Genomic DNA, 22,648 nt, shown 5'->3' with positions numbered 1-22,648 from the left:
AAGCCGTGCTTGCCATCGAGACGAAGGAATCCTTGCTTGAAGTCGTACGCCGCCTGCTCGGTGTACGACTGCGTAAGGATGTTCTCCATTTGCGTAATCCACCGAACCTGGGCCGGGTCGTAGGCCTTCGCAGGACGGAAAGCTGCGCCGTACATGCCAGCCGCACCGTTCACTAGATTGGTTCGGTCCTCAGCGCCCCAACGGCGCCCTCAGGCACTTGGATCTTGGCTCCGCTACCGTCGAGCAGCTTGATGAGTTGGTCTTGATCAACAACTTCCTGGTTTTCCACAACCATCAGCTTGTGCAATGCCAAGAAGACAACCTGAAAGTACCGGGGCGCCCTTGGAGGTTGCTCGCCGAGAAGCAGTTGCCCAAGGGTGCGCTCTGCGCGGTTCAGTGTGACTTTCAGTTGATCAAGCACCCGTTGGAAGTCGGCCGTGGCCACCTCGGTCGTGACCTTCTGCGTGGCCAGCTCGATCTGCTCGTGCCGTTGCTTCGGGCCTTCGCCTTCGCCATAGCCGAAGAAGTCGTCCAGCACTTCGCTGCGTGATGGCGGCTTGGGCTCCAGCAGCATGAACGCAAGGATGTCGGCGATGATTTCCTCATCGCGAGACTCCCGGACTTGCTCCTTGGTAAGCACACCCTGGGTAATCCAAAACACCTCGTCAACGTTGATGCCGTACGGGAGCTCACGGTTTGTGATCGAGATCTTCTTCATCTCATTGAGAGGAAGCTCGTCGGACGCCGAAACGTCGCCACGAACCTTGGCGGCAATGAAGCGAACCGCTTGGGCAAAATGGCCGGTTGAACCAGCTATTCGCAGTTCCTGCCGAGACAGCTTCCGGCCACCCGAGTTGATTCTGCGGAATACCTCGTCCACGTCCCCATCGCCGGCGAACTCGTAGATCGACAGTGGTACGGTGTACGCGGCAATCTGCACGCAGGCATCCCGCACCAGCACCGGCTCACGCTGCTGAAGCTTGCCCGCGTCAAGCAGGGCCTTTGTTTCCGCCATAGTGTTCAGATCGAAGAAGCGCCCGTCTACAGCGAACTCGTTCTCGATGAACCCAAATACGGCGTTGAGGCGCTGCATGCCATCGATGATCTCGAACTGGCTCGGGCCGGCCGCCGTTTTTCGTTCTGCCAGCAGCACGATTGGTACTGGATAGCCGTTGATGATCGAGTCAATAAAGCGCCGTTTTTCTTCGAGCGTCCATACCAGCTTGCGTTGGTACCGGCGGTTAACGATGTACCGCCACGCTTGGTAGTTTCCAAAGATTCGCTCGACCGATTCGCCCTTGACCGTCAGGTCCTGCCGGGCTTTCTGCGCTTCAACCATTCTGAGATCCTCCAATGCCCGCCTAGGAGTAATTAATTTTTCTTCGAGGGCTGACTTCTAGCACGGCCAAGTGTTTGCACTCGATGCACGTGCATCTTCAGCCTAGATATGACAGTTGAGCCTTCAGTGCGTGACTGTAACTGGGCGGGTGGCGGATGCTAGCCATCGAAGACTCTCGCAGGCTTGCAGCGCGGCCGCAGACATCAGGTTTAAGGCAGATAGGTCGGCTGGCGGAATGTCAGAACTGGGTCGATTCTGTTGAAAAACCCGGTTGGAAGCGCAAGGCAGATGCACCGAGGCAGAGGCTGTACGTGCCCGCCGAAGCTCATCGCCGATCTCGTGGAGGTCGGCGGCTGCCCGCCGCGTCCTCACGCGGGCACCGGGTTCCCGGAAGCACATCCACTGGCCAGCCGCTTGGCCATTCTTCTCAGGTTCTGCGCGGTTGCGGCCAACAAGAATTCGTCCCGCGCGCCGCTCAGGCCCCTCAGCCGCAAGCGGTCAAGCCGCATGATGCGTTTGAGATGCGCGAACAGCATTTCCACCTTCTTGCGATCATGACGGGATTGGGCGAACTCGGGTGTACCCGATAGGCCGCGTGCAACGGCGCGTGAGTTCTCGTGAACACTTCGCGCAATCTTGCGCATGGGTGTCTTGGGGCAACAGTTCTGCTTCGAAGGGCATTCAGTGCAGTCCGCCTGGCTGGCTCGGTAGATAACGGTGTCGGCCTTGGTTGTGCGATCGCGTTCTATCTTGAACTGGCGTCGATCGCTGCGCAGCGTGTGTCCCTGCAGGCAGCGGTACTCGTTGGCTTGTGCATCCCAAGTGAAGTCACCGATCTCCAAGGTCCCGTCCTTGCGCCGAGCCTTGTCCCACACCGGAACGTGCGGTTCGATCTTCTTGTCCTGGACCAGCCACGCCAGCAACGGGCCCGTGCCGTAGGCCGTATCGCCCACCAACCGCCTGGGCTTCAAGCCGAAGCGATTCTCGACACGCTCCACCATCGTCTTCGTCGATTCAACCTCCGCCGTTCTATGCGCTGGCGTTGCCTCGACGTCGACGATGACACCCGCCTCCAAATCGATGAGGTAGTTCGTCGAATAGGCGTAGGTGGCAGGGCCACCAGGTGCTGCCGTCCAGCGGGCAGCCGGGTCGGTCAGAGACACGTTCTTCGGTTGTGATGACCCGTCGTCTTCGACAGGGTTAGCCTCTGCCAGAGCTTCGAAGTACTCGCGCACTGCACGGCTGGCATGCTCTCCGCCACGCCAATCGGCAGCCTCGCTTCCAGTGAGTCCGCGCGTGCGATTCGCATCGGCCTTGATGATGCTGGCGTCAATGGCAAAGCCCTCGCCACGTACCAGCCCTTCGTGCATGCACCTGCGCAGCACGCCTTCAAAGACAAGTCGGAACACATCGCTGTCACGGAAGCGACCGTGGCGATTCTTGGAGAACGTGGAGTGATCGGGTACCGCATCTTCAAGATCGAGCCGGCAGAACCAGCGGTAAGCGAGGTTGAGCTGAACCTCCTCACACAAGCGCCGCTCCGACCGGATGCCGAAGCAATATCCGAGCAGCAGCATGCGTAGCATCAACTCAGGATCGATGGATGGGCGCCCCGTGTGGCTGTAGAACGATGCGAGTTGCTCGCGCAACTCTCCGAGATTCAGGTACCGATCGAGTCCCCTGACGAGGTGGCCGCGGGGCACTTGGTCATCCAGGTTGAAGCTGTAGAACAACCGGTCCTGTGTACTGCCCTGGCGACCCATCATGCTGATGTCCTTCTTCCAAATCGGTTGCCTGAACGATACGTTTTGCCATCGGGTTTTTCAACAGAATCGGCCGATAGCGACTGTTCATGATCATGCATTGAACGCCCGCAACCGCTGCGAGGCTGGTGATCGGGTTTTCTGATCCATTGACAGCACTGGACCGCCAGTGCCCCTGCGACCCGAGGCGAAGTAGTCCCTGCCTCATGGCGGGTGCGCGGCTGGTGTCATTCCCACCCCCATTACACCCCCGTGCCCAGATTGACACCGCACTTCAAGAAGCGCATGCAGCCTCGCTGCATGCGCCTTGTAAACCTTCCGTGGATCATTTGTGCATCAGGCGCAGAGGTGGATTGCAGCTTCCGGTCCCGGTCGAGGGGGCATCCTTCGACCTGACCTCAGCCCGGCAACGAGTCACCCGGCCCTTCGCTGAGCACCAGAATGATTTCACTGGCCAGGAAGTGGCGCACATGGACGGCAGCTAACTTGGCCTTGATGAGCGCGTCGAGTTGCACCTCGTCGTCCCGAGCGTCGCGCACCAAGGCCTGGCGCGTGGGCTCGGTGAGCCGGATGACGCTGATACCGCCGTGCCGCAACACGGCCAGCAGGCGCTCTGCCAGGTCGCAGGCAGCAGGGACGCGCTGCTCAACCATGTGGCGCCACAGCCGCTGGTGGTCGGGCTCCTGCGGTGACAAGACGATGTCGAAGCCGTCCTCGCCCGACAGCATATAGACGTCGTCCGGTAAATCTTCGATGAGGGCAGCGCTGTCGGGCGACAGATTGGGTGGCAACGCGACACCGGCTTGAGGCTGATGTTGGGCGGGCTTTGGCGCGATGGACATGGCAACTCCGATGACAGTGGATGACATCGGTTTGTTCGCGCCGGCAGAGGCTCGCAGCTTCAGCCTGCGCCCGGCGCCACCGCATCGATCACCAACTGCACATGCGGTGAATGCCCGGGCACGCGCTGCACGGCGATCAGGCCCAGCGTTTCGAGTCGACGCAAGCCGTCGTAGCAGGCGTCCCGGCTCAGGCCCGCACGGGTCAGCATGGGACGCGTGAGGTGCACATGGCAGGTCTGCGAGCTTCTGTACTGGCCGACCAGCAGCAGCGCCAGGTGCAGCGCCTTACCCGGTGCGACCGCAGCAGCCTGCAGCCACACCAGCAGCGCCTGATCATCAACACGGCTCACGCCGCCAAGTTCATTGCTCACTCAGCGCCCCTTCACCCGACTAAATCCGTCAAGAATTTGTTGGGGCAGGGCTTGAAGTGGGCCGACAGACCGGCGCAGACCGACAAGACTCGCTGACCAGAAACGGACCAGACGAAAAAACGCCCTAGATGCTTGCGCGTCTAGGGCGTTGTTTTACTTAGTGTTTTGGCTCCTCGACCTGGGCTCGAACCAGGGACCTACGGATTAACAGTCCGGCGCTCTACCAACTGAGCTATCGAGGAACAGCTGTCTTCTGCTGAGAAAAAAATTATATGCGATGTTTTGTTCGCAGCGCAAGTACTTTGTTCAATTTCTTTTCTCAGGGGCGGGGAAGACAAGGTTGAAGACGGTGCCACCGTCGGGATGGTGGTCGGCCCAGAGGCGTCCGCCGTGGGCTTGGACGATCTTGTGGCTGATGCTCAGGCCGAGGCTGCTGGTGTCGGGGTGCCGGCGGCGGCCGTCGAAGAAGGGGTCGAACAGCAGCGGCAGTTCACTGTCTGCCAGACCTGGGCCATGGTCGCGGATGCGCCAGTGCACGTCGCCTTTGGGCAAGGTCTGCAGGCTGATGTCGACGGTCTGGCCCGGTGGGGTGTGGCTCAGGGCGTTGTCCAGCACGTTGCGCAGTGCCTGCTGGAAGCGTTGGGGATCGATCTGGCACAGGCCGGTGTCCTGTGTGAGGTGCAGGCGCAGGGCGTGTGTGGGGTCGACCGGGGCCAGCATCTTGAGCAGATCTCGCACCAGCGCGACCGAGTCGGCCGTTTCGGGTCGGATGGAGCCGAGGCTGTTCTCCAGCAGCGCGAGGTCCAGCAGATCATCCACCAGTCGCAGCATGCGCTGGCCGGCGTCGTGGATACCGTCGAACATATCGGCCAAGTGCCGATTTTCATCGGCCCGTTCGCGTCCCAGTTCCGAGAAGCCCAGCACGGCCTGCAGCGGCGTGCGCAGGCCGTGGCTCATGTTAGCGATGAATTCGTTCTTGATGTCGTTGGCGTGCTCGGCCGCTTCCATCGCCAGGCGGGTGTGGCGCTCGGCCTGGCGCAGTTCGGTGACGTCGGTGATGCTGCCGATCACGGCACGCGTGCTGCCAAGGTCGCCGGGAATGGCGACCTTGGCCACCAGGACTTCACGCCGCGCGCCGTCGGCGACCGGCAGTTCGTCCAGATAGTGGCTGCGACCCGCGCCCGCGCCAGCCCAGAGTTGCGCATCGCGCTCGGAATGAAATGCCAGCCGGCGCAGTGCCTGCGAAGGCGCCGTGTGGGTCTCCAGCAGTTCATGGCGCCGCACGCCGAAGAAATCCTCGAAGGCGCGATTGACGAGTGCGTAGTGGCCCCGGGCGTCGAGCATGAACATGGGTGCGGGGGCAGCCTCAATCAACACGCGCAACTCGTGTTCGTTGTCCTGCAGCCGGGCGCTGGCCCGGGCCAGTTCGCCGGACAGGTGCTCGTGCTCGCGCAGGCTGCGCCATGCGCCCCAGGTGCCGGCCACGATCAACCCACCGAGCAGCAACGTGCCCAGCAACAGCCCGTTCAGATCGTGCAGCCAGAGGTGGGTGAGGGCGGACTGCGGTTGTTCCACCACGACCGTCAACCCGGTGGCGTCGACTTGGCGCCAGGCGCGAATGGCGTTGTCATCTGCTGCCCTTTGCAGGTCCGGGACGGTGGGCGTCGCGAGCAGGCCGATGTGGCGCAGTGGGTGTTGAGCGTCGAGTTGCTGGCCTGCTGGAGTCGACGCGAGCGCGGTGGCCATCAGCACTTGCCCGTTGGGGGTGAGCAGCGTGGCGCTTTGTTGCGGACCGTGCAGGTCGGCTGTGATTTGGGTGGCCAGGCCGTCCCAGTGAAGATCGGGCCTTGCGGCAGACTGCATCAACTCCAGATAGCGCGCGGCACGCTCGGCCGCCAGTCGGGCGATGAGATCGGTCTGGAGGGTGGCGTGGTCAGCCAACTCGCGCCGCTGCCAGATCGCCAGCCCGGCGCTCAGCGCCAGCAGCGTGGCCAACAGGCACAGGCCCAGCCAGAGCGCATGAGCGCTGGAGTAGCGCATGGCGGTCGGCCGGGTAGGCGTCTCGGGGGCGGCCGCAGCCGGAGTCATGCGATCCCGTTCAGGAGGAGGCTGATGCAGTGCGTACGCCCAGCCGCTGCTGCAGCAGTGCGCTGCTGGTGGTGTATTGCAACGGATGCGGCTGCGCCGGCTCCAGCCGGGCAATGGCCGCGTGTGCTGCCAGCGTGGCTTCATGAAAGCCGCAGACGATGAGCTTCTTCTTGCCTGGATAGGTGTTGATGTCACCCACCGCGTAAATGCCGGGCACGCTGGTCTCGAAGCGCGCGGTGTCCACCGCCAGGTGTTTCTGCTCCAGCGCCAGCCCCCATTGCGTGATCGGCCCCAGGCGTGGGCTCAGGCCCAGGCTCACGCACAGAAGATCCGTGGGCAGGGTCTGCGGCTGGCCGTTGATGTCGACACCGTCCAGCGCGATGAGCCGGCCAGCACTGTCGCATTGCAAGCCGGTCGGCTGGCCGACGCAGCGTTGCACTGCGCCCGCACGTTCGAGCGTCAGCAACTGCTCGATCCGCGCCGGCTCGGCGGTGTACACATCGCGCCGATGCAGCAGCGTGACGCTGGCCGGTGCATCAGGCTGCGCCGAGGCGATGCGCTGACCGAGCTCGACAGCCCAGGCCAGCGCCCGGTCATCGCCACCCTGCACCACGACGTGCGCGCCGCTGACAGCCCAGACCTCGGGTGCGTGATAAAGGATCTGCCCGCCTTCCAGCGCTTGAAGTTGCGCCTCTGCGCCTGCCAGCTTGAGCCGGCGTGGCTGGAAGGCACCGACACCGGCGGCAATGAAAACGCAGCGCGCAATCCAGCGCAGGGAGTTGGTGCCTTCGCCGCTTTCGACCAGAAAGCGGCCATCGTCCAGCGCCTGCAGTGCGCTCACCTCACGGTTGAAGTGAAACTGCGGCTCGAACGGCGCCACCTGGCGCAGCAGTCCTGCCGTCAACTCGGCGCCGGTGCAGACCGGCACGGCCGGAATGTCGTAGATCGGCTTGTCGGGGTAGAGCGCCAGGCATTGCCCGCCGGCTTGCGGCAGGGCGTCCACCACATGGCATTGCAGCCCCAGCAGTCCGAGCTGGAAGATCTGGAACAGCCCGACCGGGCCCGCGCCGATCACGAGCGCGTCGACTTCCAGCGGTGCAACTGGCGTGGTCGACATGAGGGCGGCCGGGCTGAACGCGCTGATCAGCGAATCAGTTCGCCGAGCTTGTCCTTGCGGTCTTTCCAGACCTCGGCATCCGGCAGCGCGGGCTTGCGCTTGGTGATGCTGGGCCACTTCTGCGACAGCTCGACGTTGATCTTGATGAACTTCAGCTGGTCAGCGGGCACGTCTTCCTCGGGGAGGATGGCGTTGACGGGGCATTCCGGAATGCAGACGGCGCAGTCGATGCATTCATCGGGATCGATGACCAGGAAATTCGGGCCTTCGCGGAAGCAATCCACCGGGCAGACATCGACGCAGTCGGTGTACTTGCACTGGATGCACGATTCGGTAACGACGTGGGTCATGACAGGGAACTCAAACGGGGTTGGAAAGGTGGCCCACGCCGACGGGTTCGGCGAGCGCAAACCACGGATTTTAGGGGTTCGGGCCGCCCGAGATGGGCTTTGCCCCTGCGCCGACCGTGACCAAGGTGGGCCGGCCGCCGTGTTGTGCGGCGGCTTCGCCCAGCGTGCCGACGCTGTGCGTGCTCATGCGTTGATCCGGCCAGCCGGCGCGCGACACCACCAGCACGGCCGTGGTGGCGTCCCAGCCGACATCCAGCAAGCGCTGCGACAGCGTGCCCAACTGGCGTCCTGCCATGTAGAAGACCTCGGTGTCGGCGCTGCGGCGTGCTTCCAGATCGCCGGTCTGGGTCATGGCGGTGCTGAAGGCCACGCTGCGGCCGACACCCCGGCGCGTCAGCGGCCGTTGTGTCAATGCAGCGGCGGCCACGGCGGCGGTGATGCCGGGCACGACTTCGGATTCGATGCCCGCCGCGGCCAGCGCCTGCAGCTCTTCTTCAAGCCGGCCGAACACGCTCGGGTCGCCGCCCTTGAGGCGCACGACGCGCTCGGCGCCCTGCGCTGCCTCGACCAGCAGCGCGTTGATGCGCGCCTGGCCGGTCGATTCGGCGCTGAAGCCGCGCTTGCCCACATCGACCCAGCGGGCGGTGGGCGCGGCCTCGCGCAGCGCGGGGTCGGTCAGGGCGTCGAACAGCACGACCTCGGCCTCACGCAGCCGGTTCAGGCCGCGCACGGTGATCAGGTCCGCCGCGCCCGGCCCGGCGCCGATGAAGACGACACGTCCCATGGGAGCGCTGGCTTCAGGCGGCCACCAGCAGCGCGCCGCTGGTGCGGTTGGTGGTCGGGTCGACCACGATCAGCGCACCGCCGACGCGGTTGGCGGCATAGGCCTCGACCGGTAGCGCCTGCTGGGTCTGGATCTGCACGTGGCCGATCTCGTTGACGCCCAGTTGCTGCGCCTCGACCTCTTCCAGCGTGTTGATGTCCAGCCGATGGTCGATGCGGGTGATGCGTGCCTGCACCCAGCGGTTGCCGTGGCGCACCCAGTACTTGCGGCCGACCACGGCCGGCTCGGTGTCCAGCCAGGCCAGCGTGGCCTTGAATTCCTGCGTGGTCGGGGCGCTGCCGGGCGTGAAGATCCAGTCGCCGCGCGACACGTCCACCTGGCGGTCCAGCACGATGCCGGCGGACTGGCCGGCCTCGCAGCCGTTGACCTCGCTGCCGGCGTGGCGCACGGCAGCGACGATGGCGGTCTCGCCACTCGGGAAGATCTGCACGGTGTCGCCGGCCTTGACCGCGCCGTGGGCGATGCGGCCCCACATGACGCGGTGCTGGTGGCCCACGCCGCCGGAGGCGGCTTGTCCGTTCGCTTCGCCTTCGTCGCGTGCGACGTACTGGACCGGAACGAGCAGGTTGCCGTCATGCGCCTCATCCGTCACCGGCAAGGTTTCGAGGATCTGCAGCAACGTCGGGCCGGTGTACCAGTCCCAGTTGGCCGACGGCGTGGCGACGTTGTCGCCGCGCAGCGCCGACACCGGCACGATGCCGCGCACGGTGATGCCGGCTTCGACTGCGAATTTTTCCAGCGCGGTTGACACGGCCTGGAAGGCCGCTTCGCTTTGCGCATCGATCGCGTCGAGCTTGTTGATCGCGAAGACGATGCTCGGCACCCGCAGCAGCCGCGCCAGCAGGCTGTGGCGGCGCGTCTGCGGCAGCAGCACCACTTCGGCCACGCTGGTGTCGAGCTTGGTGATGTCGACCAGCACCACGGCGGCGTCTGAGCCGGCGGCAGCCGTCACCATGTTGCGGGTGTACTGCTCGTGGCCGGGGGCGTCGGCGATGATGAACTTGCGTGTCTTGGTCGCGAAGTACTGGTAGGCCACGTCGATGGTGATGCCCTGCTCGCGCTCGGCCTCCAGGCCGTCGGTCAGCAGCGACAGGTCGATCGGCGCGCCGGCGGCACGCTTCTCCAGCGCGTCGAGCTTGTCGGCCAGGATGCCGCGGCTGTCGAACAGGAGCCGTCCGATCAGCGTGCTCTTGCCGTCGTCGACGCTGCCGGCGGTCAGGAAGCGCAGGGCCTTGTGGGCCAGTTCTTCACCGGCGTTGATGTGTTCAGTGCTCATCAGAAATACCCTTCCTTCTTGCGGCGCTCCATCGAGGCCTCGGACGTACGGTCGTCCATGCGCGTGGCGCCGCGCTCGCTCACGGTGACCTGCAGCGTCTCGGCGACGATGTCGGCGTTGGTGGCGGCATCACTCTCTACCGGGCAGGTGCAGGTCATGTCGCCGACGGTGCGAAAGCGCACGTCAATGGTCTCGACCACGTCGTCACCGCCCGGCGGCGTCACCTCGGTCACCGGCACCAGCAGGCCCTTGCGGCGGTAGATCTCGCGCTTGTGCGTGTAGTAGATGTTGGGCAGCGGGATCTTCTCGCGCTCGATGTAGAGCCACACGTCCAACTCGGTCCAGTTGCTGATCGGGAAGGTGCGGAAGTTCTCACCCGGCTTGATGCGGGTGTTGAACAGGTTCCACAGTTCCGGGCGCTGTTCCTTCGGCTGCCACTGGCCGAAGCTGTCGCGGTGGCTGAATATGCGTTCCTTGGCGCGGGCCTTTTCCTCGTCACGGCGGGCGCCGCCGATCAGGCAATCGAAGCGGTTGTCTTCGATGGTCTCCAGCAGCGTCACGGTCTGGTGGCCGTTGCGCGACTCCAGCGGGTGCGCCAGGCGGATCGTGCCGCGCTTGATGCTGTCTTCCAGGTGGCCGACGATCAGGCGCTCGCCCATCTCGGCAATGCGCTCGTCGCGGAACTGGATCACTTCCGGGAAGTTGTGGCCGGTGTCGACGTGCACCAGCGGAAACGGCAGCTTGCCGGCAAAGCGCGGGCGCTCGCCGGGGGTGCTGAGGCGGCGCTTGAAGGCCTTCTCGGCCAGGTGCAGCACGACGCAGGAGTCCTTGCCGCTGGAGAACAGCAGGCCGGGGCGCTCGAAGGCGCCGGCCACTTCGCGCAGGATGAAGATCGCTTCTTCTTCCAGCGCGTCGAGGTGGCGGTGATCCACTTCAGGGGTGTGTTGGGTCATGGTGTTCAGGGCGTTCATGTTGCACCGCAAAAGGTGCGTGATTGTCGCGTGCGAGCCGGGGCGGGCTCAGGCGGCGGGCTGGTGGACGTGCAGGCCGCATTCCTTGGCCTTTTCGTCCTCCCACCACCAGCGGCCGGCACGGAAGTCCTCGCCCACCGCGATCTCGCGGGTGCAGGGCGCGCAGCCGATGCTGGGCATGAACTGGTCGTGCAGCGGGTTGTAGGGCACGTCAAACGTCTGGATGTAGTGCCACACGTCGGCCCAGGTCCAGTCGATCAGCGGGTTGATCTTGGTGCGGTCGGCGCCATTCGGAACGGGATCGGCCTCGATGCGCTGCATCTCGCCCCGGTTGTTGCTCTGCTCGCGGCGCAGGCCGGTGATCCACGCGGTGCGGGCGCTCAGCATGCGCGACAGCGGCTCCAGCTTGCGGATGCCGCAGCAGCCCTTGCGCAGCGCGAGGCTTTCGTACATGGCCTTCTCGCCGTTCTTGCGGACGAACTCGATCACGGCGTCGGCCTGCGGGCGGTAGACCTCCACGGGCAGCTTGTAGCGTTCCTCGATGCGGCCGATCAGGGCCACTGTCTCGGCGTGCAGCGCGCCGGTCTCCAGCGTGCCGAGGGCGATGGGCAGCTGGTGCCGGGCGATCAGGTCGGTGACGACCATGTCCTCGGCGCCCAGGCTGGTGGCCTGGACGATGGTGCCGGGATGCGCTGTGGCCGCCTCGCGCAGCGTCTGCAGCGTGGCGGCCAGGCGTTCATCGAAGCCGGCGGTCTTGCGGGCGTACAGGCTGATTGCGGTCATATCGCTGCCCCTGCGTTGACGAATTCCGGCTGGCGGTTCAGCGCCTGGTCGGCGGGCCGTGCGAACAGCGGGTGGTTGTCCAGCGCGTCGCCCTGGTAGTGGCCGGCGAAGAAAGTCAGCGCCCGCTCCGCCGCTTCCCGCGACTGGTCGTGGCGCAGCACCACGGCGTCGAAGCCGGTGCGCTGCAGCAGCGGCAGCATGTCGACCAGCACCGCGCCGGTGGCGCGGATCTCGCCGGCAAAGCGGTAACGCGAGCGCAGGATGCGCGCCTGGCTGTAGGCGCGGCCGTCGACCCACTTGGGGAAGTCCAGCACGATCAGGCTCAGGCGCGGCAGGTCGACTTCCAGCGCCTCCACCTCGTCGGCATTGCCCAGAATCAGCCCGGTGGGCAGGCCCGCCGGCCAGGTGTCGCGCACGGCGTGCCACTGCTCCAGCGTCAGCAGCTGGTTCGGGCGGGCGATGGGGTGGGGCGAGGGGCCGTCTTCACCGCCGACGGTGTGCCAGGGGTCTTTGGGGATGTCGATGAACTTCATGGTGCTCAAACTTCCGGAAATCAGGCGGTGGCGGCGTCGCTGCTGCGGGTGGCTTCGCGGGCCGTGGCAGTGCGTTGTGCATTGGCGGCAGCCTTGAACGGTTCCAGGCCCAGGCGCTTGACGGCGTCGATGAACTTCTCGCCGGCGGTGCGCTGCTCGCGGTAGGTGTCGACGATGGCCTCGACCGCGTCGGTGATCTCGCTCGCCGCAAACGACGGGCCGATGACCTTGCCCGGCACGGCGGTGGTGGCGTGGGCCGAGCCGTCAGAGCCGCCCAGCGTGACCTGGTACCACTCGGTGCCGTCCTTGTCGACGCCCAGGATACCGATGTGGCCGCTGTGGTGGTGGCCGCAGGAGTTGATGCAGCCGCTGATGTGCAGGTCGATCTCGCCGATGTCGAACACCTCGTCCAGATCGGCAAAGCGCTCGGTCAGCTCTTCGGCCACCGGGATGGAGCGGGCGTTGGCCAGCGCGCAGAAGTCGCCGCCCGGGCAGGCAATCATGTCGGTGATCAGGCCGATGTTGGGCGTGGCGTAGCCGGCCGCCTTGGCGGCCTCGTACAGCGCGGGCAGGTCGGCGGCCAGCACCCAGGGCAGCAGCAGGTTCTGGTCGTGGGTGACGCGCAACTCGCCATGGCTGTAGCGGTCGGCCAGGTCGGCGGCGGCGTCCATCTGGGCGTCGGTGGCGTCACCGGGCGCCTGGCCCGCGCGCTTGACCGACAGCGTCACGGCGCGGTAGCCGGCCACCTGGTGGGCGTGCACGTTGCGCGTGATCCAGCGGCGATAGGCCAGCGGTGCGTCTTCGGCCAGCGGCGCCGGCTCGGCCTGCGCCTGCACGCCCGCGGGGCGCACGAAGCAGGCGGCGACACGGTCGAACTCGGCCTGCGGAATGGCGTGGGCGCTACCGTCCTCGTCGCGCTCGATGATGTTGCGGTACTCGGCCTCGACGGCGTCGAAGAACTTCTGGCCCTCGGCCTTCACCAGGATCTTGATGCGCGCCTTGTAGGCGTTGTCGCGGCGGCCGTAGCGGTTGTAGACCCGCACCACCGCCTCGATGAAGATCAGGATCTGCTGCCAGGGCACGAAGTCGCTGATGACGGTACCGATGATCGGCGTGCGGCCCATGCCGCCGCCCACGCGCACCTCGAAGCCGATCTCGCTAGCGTCATTGCGCTTGAGCACCAGGCCGATGTCGTGCCAGCCGGTGGCGGCGCGGTCTTCGGTGGCGCCGCTGACGGCGATCTTGAACTTGCGCGGCAGGTGGGCGAACTCCGGGTGCAGCGTGCTCCACTGGCGCATGATTTCGCAGTAGGGGCGCGGGTCGATCAGCTCGTCGGCCGCCACGCCGGCCAGCGCGTCGCTGGTGATGTTGCGGATGCAGTTGCCGCTGGTCTGGATGCCGTGCATGTCGACGTCGGCCAGCAGGTCCATCACGTCGGCCGACTGGGGCAGGGGAATCCAGTTGAACTGGACGTTCTGGCGCGTGGTGAAGTGGGCGTAGCCGCGGTCATGGCTGCGGGCGATGGCCGCCAGCGCACGGATCTGGCGGCTGCTGATCTCGCCATAGGGCACGGCCACCCGCAGCATCGGCGCATGGCGCTGCACGTACCAGCCGTTCTGCAGGCGCAGGGCGCGGAAGTCCTCGTCGGGCAGGTGGCCCGCCAGGTGGCGCTCCAGCTGGTCGCGGAACTGCGCGGCGCGGGCGTGGACGAACTGGCGGTCGAAATCGGTGTATTGGTACATGGTGCGTTCTCTCGACAGGGTGCAGAGCCTGGACCGGCGCCGCTCAGGGCGCCAAGGCGGTCAATGCAGTGCTTTGTAGATGTTGAAGAAACTGATCAACGAAATCACGGTGCCCACCAGGATCAACAGGCCCCGCGTGGGCAGCATCCGGGTCAGCACGGCAGCAAACGGTGCGGCAAACAGGCCGCCGACCACCAGCCCCGCCACGGTGGGCCACGGACCTTCGTCCACCAGCACGGCAAACACCATGGCGCTCACGAAGGTCAGGAAAAACTCGGCCAGGTTGACCGAGCCGATGGTGGTGCGTGGATTGTGGCCCTTGCCGACCAGCGTGGTCGTCACGACCGGCCCCCAGCCACCGCCGCCGACCGCATCGACAAAGCCGCCCACCAGCCCGAGCTTGGCCACGTGGCGCGGCTCGCCGCCGTTGGTCTTGATGGTGCGAAACACCTTGCTGATGATGTAGAGGCCCATGATCAGCAGGTAGCCCGCCACGTAGGGCTTGATGACCGTGCCATCGATGCTCGACACCACCCAGGCGCCCGATACCGCGCCGAGCATGCCCGGAATCAGCAGCCGCAGGAACAGCTTGCGGTCGACGTTGCCCAGCTTGATGTGCGAGACGCCCGAGATGCCGGTCGTGAAGACTTCGGCAATGTGCACGCTGGCGCTGGCCACGGCGGGTGACGTGCCGGCCGCGAGCAGAAAGCTGGTGGAGGTGATGCCATAGGCCATGCCGAGGGCGCCATCCACCGTCTGCGCCAGCAGCCCCACGGCCACGGCGCTCCAGAAGGCCTGGCCCTGCAGGGTCTGCGAGATGACCTCGAAGCCGCTCTGGCCGTTGCTCTGATTGAACAGCCGCATGCCCAGATAAAGGAGCACGCCGCCGAGTAGGAAAATCACCGACCACATCGCCATCCGCAGCACCGGGTGTTGCGAGGGGTGGGAAAACTCGTTTTCCAGCGGCGGCAGGCCCAGCGCCAGGTGTTCGGCATTGAGGGGGCTGTCGGACAGGTCGAGATCGCGGATTTTCATGGGAACAGGAGAGACTGGGCGGGGACGCACCAGGCTCGGTATCGTCAGCGGCCCGCATGTTAGAAGCGGGTCTAAATAACCATAAATACAGAATTGTCTGAAACTTATATCAAATGACAGCTAAAAAGACTTTGAAATCACCCCTTACCCTGCTCCTCAAAACGGCTGCGGCGCGAGCGTGGCTGACCTTGGGGTTGGCCGTTGCGCTGAGTGCCTGCTCGGTTTTGCCGCTGCCCGTGCCTGTCCCCGTGTCCACTCCGGCCTCCGCGCCTCCGCCTGCCGTCAGGCCAGAGGCGCCGCCGGACGCCGAGGTCGATGCCGAGCCGCCTGTCGCTCCGGTGGTCGTGGTGCCGCCAGCCCCCAAGCCTGTGCCCAAGCCGCCGCGCATCGGCCTGGCGCTGGGGGGTGGTGCGGCGCGCGGCTTTGCGCACATCGGCGTGATCCAGGTGCTGGAGGAAAACGGCATCAAGCCCGATCTGGTGGTGGGTACCTCGGCCGGCAGCCTGGTGGCGGCGCTCTACGCTTCGGGCCACAGCGGCCGCCAGCTGGGTGTGATGGCCGCCGGCATGGACGAGGCCACCCTGACCGATTGGGCCTTTCCGCTGCGCGGTGCCATTCGCGGCGACGCGCTGGCGCGCTTTGTGCGCAAGTCCACCGGTGGCAAGACCATCGAGCAGATGGCACTGCCGCTGGGCATCGTCGCCACCGACCTGGACGATGGTCAGCCGATCCTGTTCCGGCGTGGCGACGCGGGTCAGGCGGTGCGGGCTTCGAGTGCCGTGCCGGCGGTATTCCAGCCGGTCAAGATCGGTGGGCGCGAGTACGTGGACGGTGGCCTGGTCGCGCCGGTGCCGGTGCGCTATGCCAAGCAGATGGGGGCTGATTTCGTCATCGCGGTCGACATCACCGATCCGCCCGACGGCAAGAACACCGGCGACGCCATGCGCATGCTGCTGCAGACGTTCTCCATCATGGGCCGCAGCATCAACAACTTCGAGTTGCGCGAGGCCGACGTGGTGCTGCGCCCCCGGCTCAACGGCGTCTCCAGCGCCGACTTCGCCGCCCGCAAGCGCTCGATTGCCGCCGGGCGCGAGATCGCGCTGGCCATGCTCCCCGATCTCAAGGCCCGGCTGGCCGCGCGGGCGCACTGAGCCGGCCGGGCCGCCTTGGGCGCGTCAGGGCTTGAACGGCCCGCCGCCGATCTTGCTGCCCGCGCCCAGGCCGCGCTTGGCAAACCAGCCCTGGTTCATCTCCAGCGCGTAGCGCACCGCTTTTTTGGGGCAGTGCGAGGCCTCGCTGTGCGGCTGCATGTCGGCGATGTTGACGATGCTGCCGTCGTCGGCCAGAAACGCGATCGACAGCGGCAGCAGCGTGTTCTTCATCCAGAAGCAGTGCACTTCCTGCGCCTCGAACACGAACAGCATGCCGTCGTTGGTGGCCATCACCGGGCGGTTCATGAGGCCGGTCTGACGCTCGGCGCCGTTCTGCGCCACCTCGGCGTTGATCAGGTGCATGCCGGCGTTGAGGCGGATGCTGCGCAGCTTCTGCGGCGCGTCCTGCGCGGCGGCCCAGCCCGTCGCACCGGCCAGCAGCAGCGCCAGTGCGCCCAGGATCGCTCGACGGGCAAATCCTGTCGCGGCCAGCCCACAGCGCAGGCTACGGCGCGGGAAGAAGGGGTCAATATTGATTTGAGTCATGTTGTTCAGTCATCTGCCGCAGCAAGAATAGCGCACGCTTCGCGATGATTTCCCCATGCCCGCCACCCTTGCTTCCCCCGCTGCTGCCGCTGTGGCCGCCGTCGCCCTGACGCCGACTCAGGCCGCCGCCATTGACGCACCGCAGACGCTGGCCGACTACACGCAATGGCAGGTTGACGCCGACGGGCGGCGCGTGGGCCAGTCGCGTCTGCTGTTGAGCGGGCTGCACTGCGCGGCGTGCGCCGGCCTGATCGAAGACGCCCTGCAGCGCGTGCCGGGCGTCGAGCATGCCGAGGTGCAGGGCGCCGCGCAGCGCGCCCTGGTGCGCTGGGACCCGGCGCAAACGCGCGCCTCGGACCTGATTGCCGCCATTCAGTGTGCCGGCTATGGCGCGTTTCCGGATACCGGCGCGCAAGCCGTGGCGCTGGCCGAGCGCGAATCGCGCCAGGCCCTGTGGCGCGTGTTCGTGGCCGGCTTCTGCATGATGCAGATCATGATGTACGCCACGCCCGCGTATGTGGCCGACCCTGGCACGCTGAGCGCCGACATGGCCGCGCTGCTGCGCTGGGCCAGCTGGATCCTGAGCGTGCCGGTGCTGCTGTTCGCCGCCGGGCCGTTCTTCAGCGGCGCGTGGCGCAGCCTGCGCGAGGGCCGTATCGGCATGGATGTGCCGGTGGCGCTGGGCATTGCCGTGACCTTCATCGCCAGCTCGGCTACCAGCTTCGAGTCGGCCCAGGCCGCGCGCGGCGGCGAGGTCTATTTCGACTCGCTCAGCATGTTCGTCACTTTCCTGCTGGGTGCCCGCGTGCTGGAGAGCCGGGCGCGGCGCCGCGCGGCGCAGTCGCTGGATGCGGTGATGCGGCGCCTGCCGGACGCGGTCGAGCGCATTGATGCGCAGGGCGCGGCCAGCCTCGTCACCGTGGCCGAGCTGGCGGTGGGCGACCGGGTGCGGGTGCATGTGGGCCAGGCGTTCGCAGCGGACGGCGTGGTGCTCGAAGGCCGCACTCAGGTCGACGAGGCCATGCTGAGCGGCGAATCGCGCCCGGTGGAATGCGGCCCGGGCGACGAGGTCAGCGCCGGCTGTCTCAACCTGGGCGCGCCGGTGCTGATACGGGTGCGCGAACTGGGCGCGCAGACGCGCTACCAGCGCATCGTGACGCTGGTCGAGCGGGCGCTGACCGAGCGGCCGACCTTCATGCGCTCGGCCGACCGGCTGGCCGGGCCGTTCCTGTGGGCGGTGCTGGTGCTGGCGGGCGTGAGCTACGCGGTCTGGCATGTGATCGACCCTTCGCGCGCGGTCTGGGTGGCCGTGTCGGTGCTGATCGTCACCTGCCCGTGCGCGCTGTCGCTGGGCGCGCCGGTCGCTTTGCTGGCTGCGGCCGGCCAGCTGGCGCGGCGCGGGGTGCTGGTGCAGCGGCTGGACGCGCTGGAGGTGCTGACACGGGTGCGGCATGTCCTGTTCGACAAGACCGGCACGCTCACGCAGGACCGCCTGCAGTTGGCGGGCGTGGTGCGGCTTGCCCCATCAGATATGGCGGCCTCGGTGCTGCAGGCTCTGGCCGTGAGTCTGGCGGCGCATTCGCGCCACCCGTTGGCGCAGGCCTTGGCGAAAGGTGAGGGCGCAGAGGCCGACGGCGCCTGGAGTGGGGTCGAAGAGCATTCCGGCCACGGCTTGCAGGCGGCCTGGACGGACACGGCAGGCGCCGTCAGCCACTGGCGGCTCGGCAGTGCGGCGTGGTGTGGCGTGACCGCGACCTCAACCGCCACCGATCAGCCCGCCGGCCCCGCTGTATGGCTGGCCGAGCGCCACGCCGAAACCAGCGAAACCGGCCAATCCGTCGTATGGCAAGCGCGCCTGCGCTTCGATTTCGACGAAACCCTGCGCCCTGACGCAGCCACCGGCGTGGCGGCGCTGCGCCAGTCGGGGCTGACGCTGCATCTGCTGTCGGGCGATCAGCCCGCCAGCGTGGCGCTGATGGCGGGCCGGCTGGGCATGGACGATCACCGCGCCGCCTGCACGCCACAGGACAAGCTGGCCGCGCTGGCCGCTCTGCAGCAGGGCGGCCAGGTGGTGGCGATGGTGGGCGACGGCATCAACGACGCGCCGGTGCTGGCGCGTGCCGATGTCTCGATCGCGCTGGGCAGCGCCGCAGCGCTGGCGCAGGCGCGCTCGGACGTGATCGTGCTGTCCGACCGCATTGGTGACGTGGCCGAGTTGCTGCACACCGCCCGGCGCACCGTGCGCATCGTGCGCCAGAACCTGGCCTGGGCGCTGCTCTACAACCTGGCCTGCGTGCCGCTGGCGCTGCTGGGCTGGCTGCCGCCGTGGGCGGCCGGGCTGGGCATGGCGCTGAGCTCGCTGCTGGTGGTGCTCAACGCGCTGCGGCTGACGCGGCCGGCCTGAAAGGCGCAAACCCGATGGATATCCTTTTTCTGCTGGTGCCGCTGTCGGTGGTGCTGGTGTTCGTGATCATGGGCCTGTTCGCGTGGGCGTTGCGCAGCGGCCAGTTCGATGACATCGAGCGCGAGGGCGAGCGCATGTTGCGCGGCGACACCAACCCGGCGGCGCCAACGGGGGCCAAAGTCAATGAAAGTCGACGTATTGATACGGATCAAGTGTGATCCGGAGCCGTGCCCCAAAAATTCGGGTGGACGGAATGAAGCGTTTTGAAGGAGTAAGCGATGGCTTTGAATCAACGGACTGCAGGGGCGGTCTACAGCGACACGGTGGTGAGGCAGTTCTCGCTGGCCGCCGTGCTGTGGGGCGTGGTGGGCATGCTGGTGGGCGTGGTGATTGCCGCGCAGCTGGCGTGGCCCGAACTGAACTTCGGCATTCCGTGGCTCAGCTACGGGCGCCTGCGACCGCTGCACACCAATGCGGTGATCTTCGCCTTCGGTGGCTGCACGCTGTTTGCGACCAGCTATCACGTGGTGCAACGCACCTGCCAGACGCGGCTCTTTCTGCCGGCGCTGGCCCAGTTCACCTTCTGGGGCTGGCAGCTGGTGATCGTGCTGGCCGCCATCTCGCTGCCGATGGGCTACACCCAGGGCAAGGAATACGCTGAACTGGAGTGGCCGATCGACCTGCTGATCGCCGTGGTGTGGGTGTCCTACGCCATCGTCTTCTTCGGCACGGTGGGCATGCGCAAGGTTCGCCACATCTACGTGGCGAACTGGTTCTTCGGTGCCTTCATCCTGACCGTGGCGCTGCTGCACATCGTCAACAGCGCGGCCATTCCGGTCAGCTTCACCAAGAGCTACTCGGCCTACGCCGGCGTGCAGGACGCCATGGTGCAGTGGTGGTATGGCCACAACGCGGTGGGCTTCTTCCTGACCGCCGGCTTCCTGGGGATCATGTACTACTACATCCCCAAGCAGGCCGAGCGCCCGGTCTACAGCTATCGCCTGTCCATCGTCCACTTCTGGGCGCTGATCTTCACCTACATGTGGGCGGGTCCGCATCACCTGCACTACACCGCCCTGCCGGACTGGGCGCAGAGCGTGGGCATGGTCTTCTCGCTGGTGCTGCTGGCGCCGAGCTGGGGCGGCATGATCAACGGCATCATGACCCTGAGCGGCGCGTGGCACAAACTGCGTGAAGACCCGATCCTGAAGTTCCTGATCGTCAGCCTGTCGTTCTACGGCATGAGCACGTTCGAGGGCCCGATGATGTCCATCAAGACCGTCAACGCCCTGAGCCACTACACCGACTGGACGGTGGGCCACGTGCACTCCGGCGCGCTCGGCTGGGTGGGCCTGGTGTCGATGGGTGCGCTCTATCACCTGATTCCGCGCATGTTCGGCCGCACCAGGATGTACAGCGTCCGGGCGATCGAGACCCACTTCTGGGTGGCCACCATCGGCATCGTGCTCTACATCGCCGCGATGTGGATTGCCGGCGTCATGCAGGGCCTGATGTGGCGCGCGATCAACCCCGACGGCACGCTGGTCTACAGCTTCGTCGAGAGCGTCAAGGCGACCTATCCGTTCTACGTCATCCGTCTGCTGGGCGGCGTGCTCTACCTGGGCGGCATGCTGATCATGGCCTGGAACGTGGTGATGACGGTGCGCATCGGCAAGCCGGAAGCGGTGGCGATTCCGTTCACCCCGGCCCACGCCTGAAACGCGAGGAGAAACAAGATGGCTGACAACAAACAGACCCTTGGGGGTCACGAGAAGATCGAGACCAGCAACTTTCTGATGATCGTGCTGATCCTGCTCACCGTGGCGGTGGGCGGCATCGTCGAGATCGTGCCGCTGTTCTTCCAGCGCTCGACCACGCAGCCGGTCCAGGGGCTGCTGCCCTACACGCCGCTGCAGCTGACCGGGCGCGACGTCTACCTCCGCGAGGGTTGCTACAACTGCCACTCGCAGATGATCCGCCCCTTCCGGGCCGAGACGCTGCGCTACGGCAACTATTCGCAGGCGGGCGAGTTCGTCTACGACCACCCCTTCCAGTGGGGCAGCAAGCGCACCGGTCCCGACCTGCACCGCGTCGGTGGCAAGTACAGCGACGAATGGCACCGCGTGCACCTGAACAACCCGCGCGACCTGGTGCCCGAGTCGAACATGCCGGCCTACTCCTGGCTGAACACCAACGTGCTCAACCCGGCCGACGTGGCGCCCAAGATGCGCGCGCTGCGCACCGTGGGCGTGCCGTACAGCGACGACGAAATCGCCAAGGCCGCCGACGAGCTCAAGGGCAAGAACGAGATGGATGCGGTCGTGGCCTATCTGCAGGTGCTGGGCACCGCGGGCAAGTGAGGCAGACATGGACCTGGACCTGGACCTGAACATCCTGCGCAGCGCAGTGACCTTGCTGTCATTCGCCGCATTCCTGGCCATCGTTGTCTGGGCCTATCGGCGCAGCAACCGGCATCGTTTCGATGAAGCAGCCGATCTTCCTTTCCTGGATGACCGCCTGCAACAGAAGCCACAGAACTCCTCCGGAGGCCGCCATGAGTGATTTCTCCAACAGCGGCTGGTCGCTCTTCATTGCCGCCGTCACCATCCTCGGCCTGCTGGCCTGTCTGGCGCTGCTGATCATCGCCAGCCGGCGCAAGGTCATGTCCAGCGACAACACCACGGGCCACGTCTGGGACGAGGACCTCAAGGAGCTCAACAACCCGCTGCCGCGCTGGTGGATGGGCCTGTTCGTGCTGACCATCGTGTTTGCGGGCATCTACATTGCGCTCTATCCGGGCCTCGGCAGTTCGGAGGGCGCGCTCAAGTGGAGCAGCGCCGGCCAGCACGCCCTGGAACAGGCCAAGGCCGAGCAGGCGATGAAGGCGGTCTACGGCCGCTACGCCGGCATGAAGGTCGAGGCGCTGGCCGCCGACACCGGCGCCATGGGCATTGGCGAGCGCCTGTTCGTCAACAACTGCGCCACCTGCCACGGCTCGGACGCGCGCGGCAGCAAGGGCTTCCCCAACCTGACCGACGGCGACTGGATGGGCGGCGACGGCGGTGACGCCTACATCGCCAAGACCATCGCCGAAGGCCGCCAGGGCATGATGCCGCCGATGGCCGCCGCCGTGGGCAGCGCCGAGGACGTCAGGAACGTGGCCCACTACGTGCTGAGCCTGTCGGGCAGTGCGCACAACAGCATCCAGGCGCAGTTGGGCAAGTCCAAGTTTGCGGCCTGCGCGGCCTGCCACGGCGCCGACGGCAAGGGCACCCAGGCCTTGGGCGCGCCCAACCTGACCGACAAGGTCTGGCTGCACGGCTGGGGTGAGGAGACCATCATCGCCATGATCAACAACGGCAAGGTCAACGTCATGCCTCAGCACGCCACGCGCCTGACGCCCGAGCAGATCCGCGTGCTGGCCGCCTACGTCTGGAGCCTGTCGCGCAAGCCGGCAGCACAGACGGCGCTCAACACGAAGTAACTTCAGCGG

The 22,648-nt window shown here is 66.2% G+C and carries 22 protein-coding genes and 1 tRNA gene; 7 read left to right on the top strand and 16 right to left on the bottom strand.

Annotation, left to right across the window (positions count from 1 at the left end; all coding sequences use genetic code 11):
• Positions 1-172: 172 nt before the first annotated feature.
• From AC5IG3_RS14445 to AC5IG3_RS14375, 15 genes are all read right to left on the bottom strand, one after another.
• Positions 173-1,339, bottom strand: a complete 1,167-nt coding sequence (locus tag AC5IG3_RS14445; RefSeq protein WP_491906997.1) for a GmrSD restriction endonuclease domain-containing protein — start codon at positions 1,337-1,339, stop codon at positions 173-175.
• A 368-nt stretch (positions 1,340-1,707) separates the two neighbouring features.
• On the bottom strand, positions 1,708-3,105 hold the full coding sequence (locus AC5IG3_RS14440) for a transposase (protein ID WP_491906571.1): 1,398 nt from the start codon (positions 3,103-3,105) through the stop codon (positions 1,708-1,710).
• A 395-nt stretch (positions 3,106-3,500) separates the two neighbouring features.
• On the bottom strand, positions 3,501-3,971 hold the full coding sequence (locus tag AC5IG3_RS14435) for a hypothetical protein (protein ID WP_491906996.1): 471 nt from the start codon (positions 3,969-3,971) through the stop codon (positions 3,501-3,503).
• 32 nt (positions 3,972-4,003) lie between these two features.
• Positions 4,004-4,315 (bottom strand): hypothetical protein, encoded by a 312-nt coding sequence (locus AC5IG3_RS14430; RefSeq protein ID WP_491906995.1) that lies wholly within the window; start codon positions 4,313-4,315, stop codon positions 4,004-4,006.
• Between the two features lie 166 nt (positions 4,316-4,481).
• Positions 4,482-4,557: transfer RNA gene (locus tag AC5IG3_RS14425), tRNA-Asn, on the bottom strand.
• A 64-nt stretch (positions 4,558-4,621) separates the two neighbouring features.
• Positions 4,622-6,403, bottom strand: a complete 1,782-nt coding sequence (locus AC5IG3_RS14420) for a PAS domain-containing sensor histidine kinase (protein WP_491906994.1) — start codon at positions 6,401-6,403, stop codon at positions 4,622-4,624.
• Between the two features lie 10 nt (positions 6,404-6,413).
• Positions 6,414-7,520: an NAD(P)/FAD-dependent oxidoreductase gene (locus tag AC5IG3_RS14415; RefSeq protein ID WP_491906993.1), complete on the bottom strand. Its 1,107-nt coding sequence runs from the start codon at positions 7,518-7,520 to the stop codon at positions 6,414-6,416.
• A 26-nt stretch (positions 7,521-7,546) separates the two neighbouring features.
• A complete protein-coding gene (gene fdxA / locus AC5IG3_RS14410) occupies positions 7,547-7,870 on the bottom strand; it encodes a ferredoxin FdxA (RefSeq protein WP_491906992.1) in 324 nt (107 codons plus the stop codon).
• A gap of 70 nt (positions 7,871-7,940) precedes the next feature.
• Positions 7,941-8,654 carry a uroporphyrinogen-III C-methyltransferase gene (gene cobA, locus AC5IG3_RS14405; protein WP_491906991.1) on the bottom strand — a complete coding sequence of 238 codons (714 nt, stop codon included), beginning with the start codon at positions 8,652-8,654 and terminating at the stop codon, positions 7,941-7,943.
• A gap of 13 nt (positions 8,655-8,667) precedes the next feature.
• Entirely contained in the window at positions 8,668-9,990 is a 1,323-nt protein-coding gene (locus tag AC5IG3_RS14400; RefSeq protein ID WP_491906990.1) for a sulfate adenylyltransferase subunit 1, read from the bottom strand.
• The gene (cysD, locus tag AC5IG3_RS14395) at positions 9,990-10,961 is read right to left on the bottom strand and encodes a sulfate adenylyltransferase subunit CysD (RefSeq protein WP_491906989.1); all 972 of its coding nucleotides are present in this window, start codon (positions 10,959-10,961) and stop codon (positions 9,990-9,992) included. Before cysD ends, AC5IG3_RS14400 begins: the two co-directional genes overlap by 1 nt.
• A 48-nt stretch (positions 10,962-11,009) precedes the next feature.
• Positions 11,010-11,744, bottom strand: a complete 735-nt coding sequence (locus AC5IG3_RS14390; protein WP_491906988.1) for a phosphoadenylyl-sulfate reductase — start codon at positions 11,742-11,744, stop codon at positions 11,010-11,012.
• Entirely contained in the window at positions 11,741-12,277 is a 537-nt protein-coding gene (locus tag AC5IG3_RS14385) for a DUF934 domain-containing protein (RefSeq protein WP_491906987.1), read from the bottom strand. Before AC5IG3_RS14385 ends, AC5IG3_RS14390 begins: the two co-directional genes overlap by 4 nt.
• A gap of 20 nt (positions 12,278-12,297) precedes the next feature.
• Positions 12,298-14,019 (bottom strand): nitrite/sulfite reductase, encoded by a 1,722-nt coding sequence (locus tag AC5IG3_RS14380; protein ID WP_491906986.1) that lies wholly within the window; start codon positions 14,017-14,019, stop codon positions 12,298-12,300.
• A gap of 60 nt (positions 14,020-14,079) precedes the next feature.
• Positions 14,080-15,054 (bottom strand): sulfite exporter TauE/SafE family protein, encoded by a 975-nt coding sequence (locus AC5IG3_RS14375; RefSeq protein WP_491906985.1) that lies wholly within the window; start codon positions 15,052-15,054, stop codon positions 14,080-14,082.
• Positions 15,055-15,302: 248 nt separating this feature from the next.
• Here AC5IG3_RS14375 and AC5IG3_RS14370 point away from each other — a divergent pair, with 248 nt between their 5' ends.
• On the top strand, positions 15,303-16,205 hold the full coding sequence (locus AC5IG3_RS14370; protein WP_491906984.1) for a patatin-like phospholipase family protein: 903 nt from the start codon (positions 15,303-15,305) through the stop codon (positions 16,203-16,205).
• 24 nt (positions 16,206-16,229) lie between these two features.
• On the opposite strand, the gene AC5IG3_RS14365 is transcribed toward AC5IG3_RS14370, so the two are convergent.
• Complete coding sequence (locus tag AC5IG3_RS14365; RefSeq protein WP_491906983.1) at positions 16,230-16,751, bottom strand: DUF192 domain-containing protein; 522 nt, start codon at positions 16,749-16,751, stop codon at positions 16,230-16,232.
• 55 nt (positions 16,752-16,806) lie between these two features.
• Between AC5IG3_RS14365 and AC5IG3_RS14360 the strand changes: the two genes are divergently transcribed.
• From AC5IG3_RS14360 to ccoP, 6 genes are read left to right on the top strand one after another with little or no spacing between them, the layout of a single operon-like run.
• Positions 16,807-19,155 carry a heavy metal translocating P-type ATPase gene (locus AC5IG3_RS14360; RefSeq protein ID WP_491906982.1) on the top strand — a complete coding sequence of 783 codons (2,349 nt, stop codon included), beginning with the start codon at positions 16,807-16,809 and terminating at the stop codon, positions 19,153-19,155.
• 14 nt (positions 19,156-19,169) lie between these two features.
• Entirely contained in the window at positions 19,170-19,373 is a 204-nt protein-coding gene (gene ccoS, locus AC5IG3_RS14355) for a cbb3-type cytochrome oxidase assembly protein CcoS (protein ID WP_491906981.1), read from the top strand.
• A 60-nt stretch (positions 19,374-19,433) separates the two neighbouring features.
• Positions 19,434-20,873, top strand: a complete 1,440-nt coding sequence (ccoN, locus tag AC5IG3_RS14350) for a cytochrome-c oxidase, cbb3-type subunit I (RefSeq protein ID WP_491906980.1) — start codon at positions 19,434-19,436, stop codon at positions 20,871-20,873.
• 18 nt (positions 20,874-20,891) lie between these two features.
• Complete coding sequence (gene ccoO / locus AC5IG3_RS14345; protein ID WP_491906979.1) at positions 20,892-21,515, top strand: cytochrome-c oxidase, cbb3-type subunit II; 624 nt, start codon at positions 20,892-20,894, stop codon at positions 21,513-21,515.
• 7 nt (positions 21,516-21,522) lie between these two features.
• Positions 21,523-21,717 carry a cbb3-type cytochrome oxidase subunit 3 gene (locus AC5IG3_RS14340; RefSeq protein WP_491906978.1) on the top strand — a complete coding sequence of 65 codons (195 nt, stop codon included), beginning with the start codon at positions 21,523-21,525 and terminating at the stop codon, positions 21,715-21,717.
• Entirely contained in the window at positions 21,710-22,639 is a 930-nt protein-coding gene (gene ccoP / locus AC5IG3_RS14335) for a cytochrome-c oxidase, cbb3-type subunit III (protein ID WP_491906977.1), read from the top strand. The genes AC5IG3_RS14340 and ccoP overlap by 8 nt, the downstream gene beginning before the upstream one ends.
• Positions 22,640-22,648: the final 9 nt, after the last annotated feature.

It is taken from the genome of Leptothrix sp. (in: b-proteobacteria), assembly GCF_965250675.1.
Classification (GTDB): Bacteria; Pseudomonadota; Gammaproteobacteria; order Burkholderiales; family Burkholderiaceae_C; genus Sphaerotilus.
This window is presented reverse-complemented; position numbering and strand designations above follow the sequence as displayed.

Bases quoted from the DNA above. Each gene is read 5' to 3' on its own strand.
- AC5IG3_RS14445 (WP_491906997.1), bottom strand. From the start codon at position 1,339: ATGGTTGAAGCGCAGAAAGCCCGGCAGGACCTGACGGTCAAGGGCGAA.
- AC5IG3_RS14440 (WP_491906571.1), bottom strand. From the start codon at position 3,105: ATGATGGGTCGCCAGGGCAGTACACAGGACCGGTTGTTCTACAGCTTC.
- AC5IG3_RS14435 (WP_491906996.1), bottom strand. From the start codon at position 3,971: ATGTCATCCACTGTCATCGGAGTTGCCATGTCCATCGCGCCAAAGCCC.
- AC5IG3_RS14420 (WP_491906994.1), bottom strand. From the start codon at position 6,403: ATGACTCCGGCTGCGGCCGCCCCCGAGACGCCTACCCGGCCGACCGCC.
- AC5IG3_RS14415 (WP_491906993.1), bottom strand. From the start codon at position 7,520: ATGTCGACCACGCCAGTTGCACCGCTGGAAGTCGACGCGCTCGTGATC.
- fdxA (WP_491906992.1), bottom strand. From the start codon at position 7,870: ATGACCCACGTCGTTACCGAATCGTGCATCCAGTGCAAGTACACCGAC.
- cobA (WP_491906991.1), bottom strand. From the start codon at position 8,654: ATGGGACGTGTCGTCTTCATCGGCGCCGGGCCGGGCGCGGCGGACCTG.
- AC5IG3_RS14400 (WP_491906990.1), bottom strand. From the start codon at position 9,990: ATGAGCACTGAACACATCAACGCCGGTGAAGAACTGGCCCACAAGGCC.
- cysD (WP_491906989.1), bottom strand. From the start codon at position 10,961: ATGAACGCCCTGAACACCATGACCCAACACACCCCTGAAGTGGATCAC.
- AC5IG3_RS14390 (WP_491906988.1), bottom strand. From the start codon at position 11,744: ATGACCGCAATCAGCCTGTACGCCCGCAAGACCGCCGGCTTCGATGAA.
- AC5IG3_RS14385 (WP_491906987.1), bottom strand. From the start codon at position 12,277: ATGAAGTTCATCGACATCCCCAAAGACCCCTGGCACACCGTCGGCGGT.
- AC5IG3_RS14380 (WP_491906986.1), bottom strand. From the start codon at position 14,019: ATGTACCAATACACCGATTTCGACCGCCAGTTCGTCCACGCCCGCGCC.
- AC5IG3_RS14375 (WP_491906985.1), bottom strand. From the start codon at position 15,054: ATGAAAATCCGCGATCTCGACCTGTCCGACAGCCCCCTCAATGCCGAA.
- AC5IG3_RS14365 (WP_491906983.1), bottom strand. From the start codon at position 16,751: ATGACTCAAATCAATATTGACCCCTTCTTCCCGCGCCGTAGCCTGCGC.
- AC5IG3_RS14360 (WP_491906982.1), top strand. From the start codon at position 16,807: ATGCCCGCCACCCTTGCTTCCCCCGCTGCTGCCGCTGTGGCCGCCGTC.
- ccoS (WP_491906981.1), top strand. From the start codon at position 19,170: ATGGATATCCTTTTTCTGCTGGTGCCGCTGTCGGTGGTGCTGGTGTTC.
- ccoN (WP_491906980.1), top strand. From the start codon at position 19,434: ATGGCTTTGAATCAACGGACTGCAGGGGCGGTCTACAGCGACACGGTG.
- ccoO (WP_491906979.1), top strand. From the start codon at position 20,892: ATGGCTGACAACAAACAGACCCTTGGGGGTCACGAGAAGATCGAGACC.
- AC5IG3_RS14340 (WP_491906978.1), top strand. From the start codon at position 21,523: ATGGACCTGGACCTGGACCTGAACATCCTGCGCAGCGCAGTGACCTTG.
- ccoP (WP_491906977.1), top strand. From the start codon at position 21,710: ATGAGTGATTTCTCCAACAGCGGCTGGTCGCTCTTCATTGCCGCCGTC.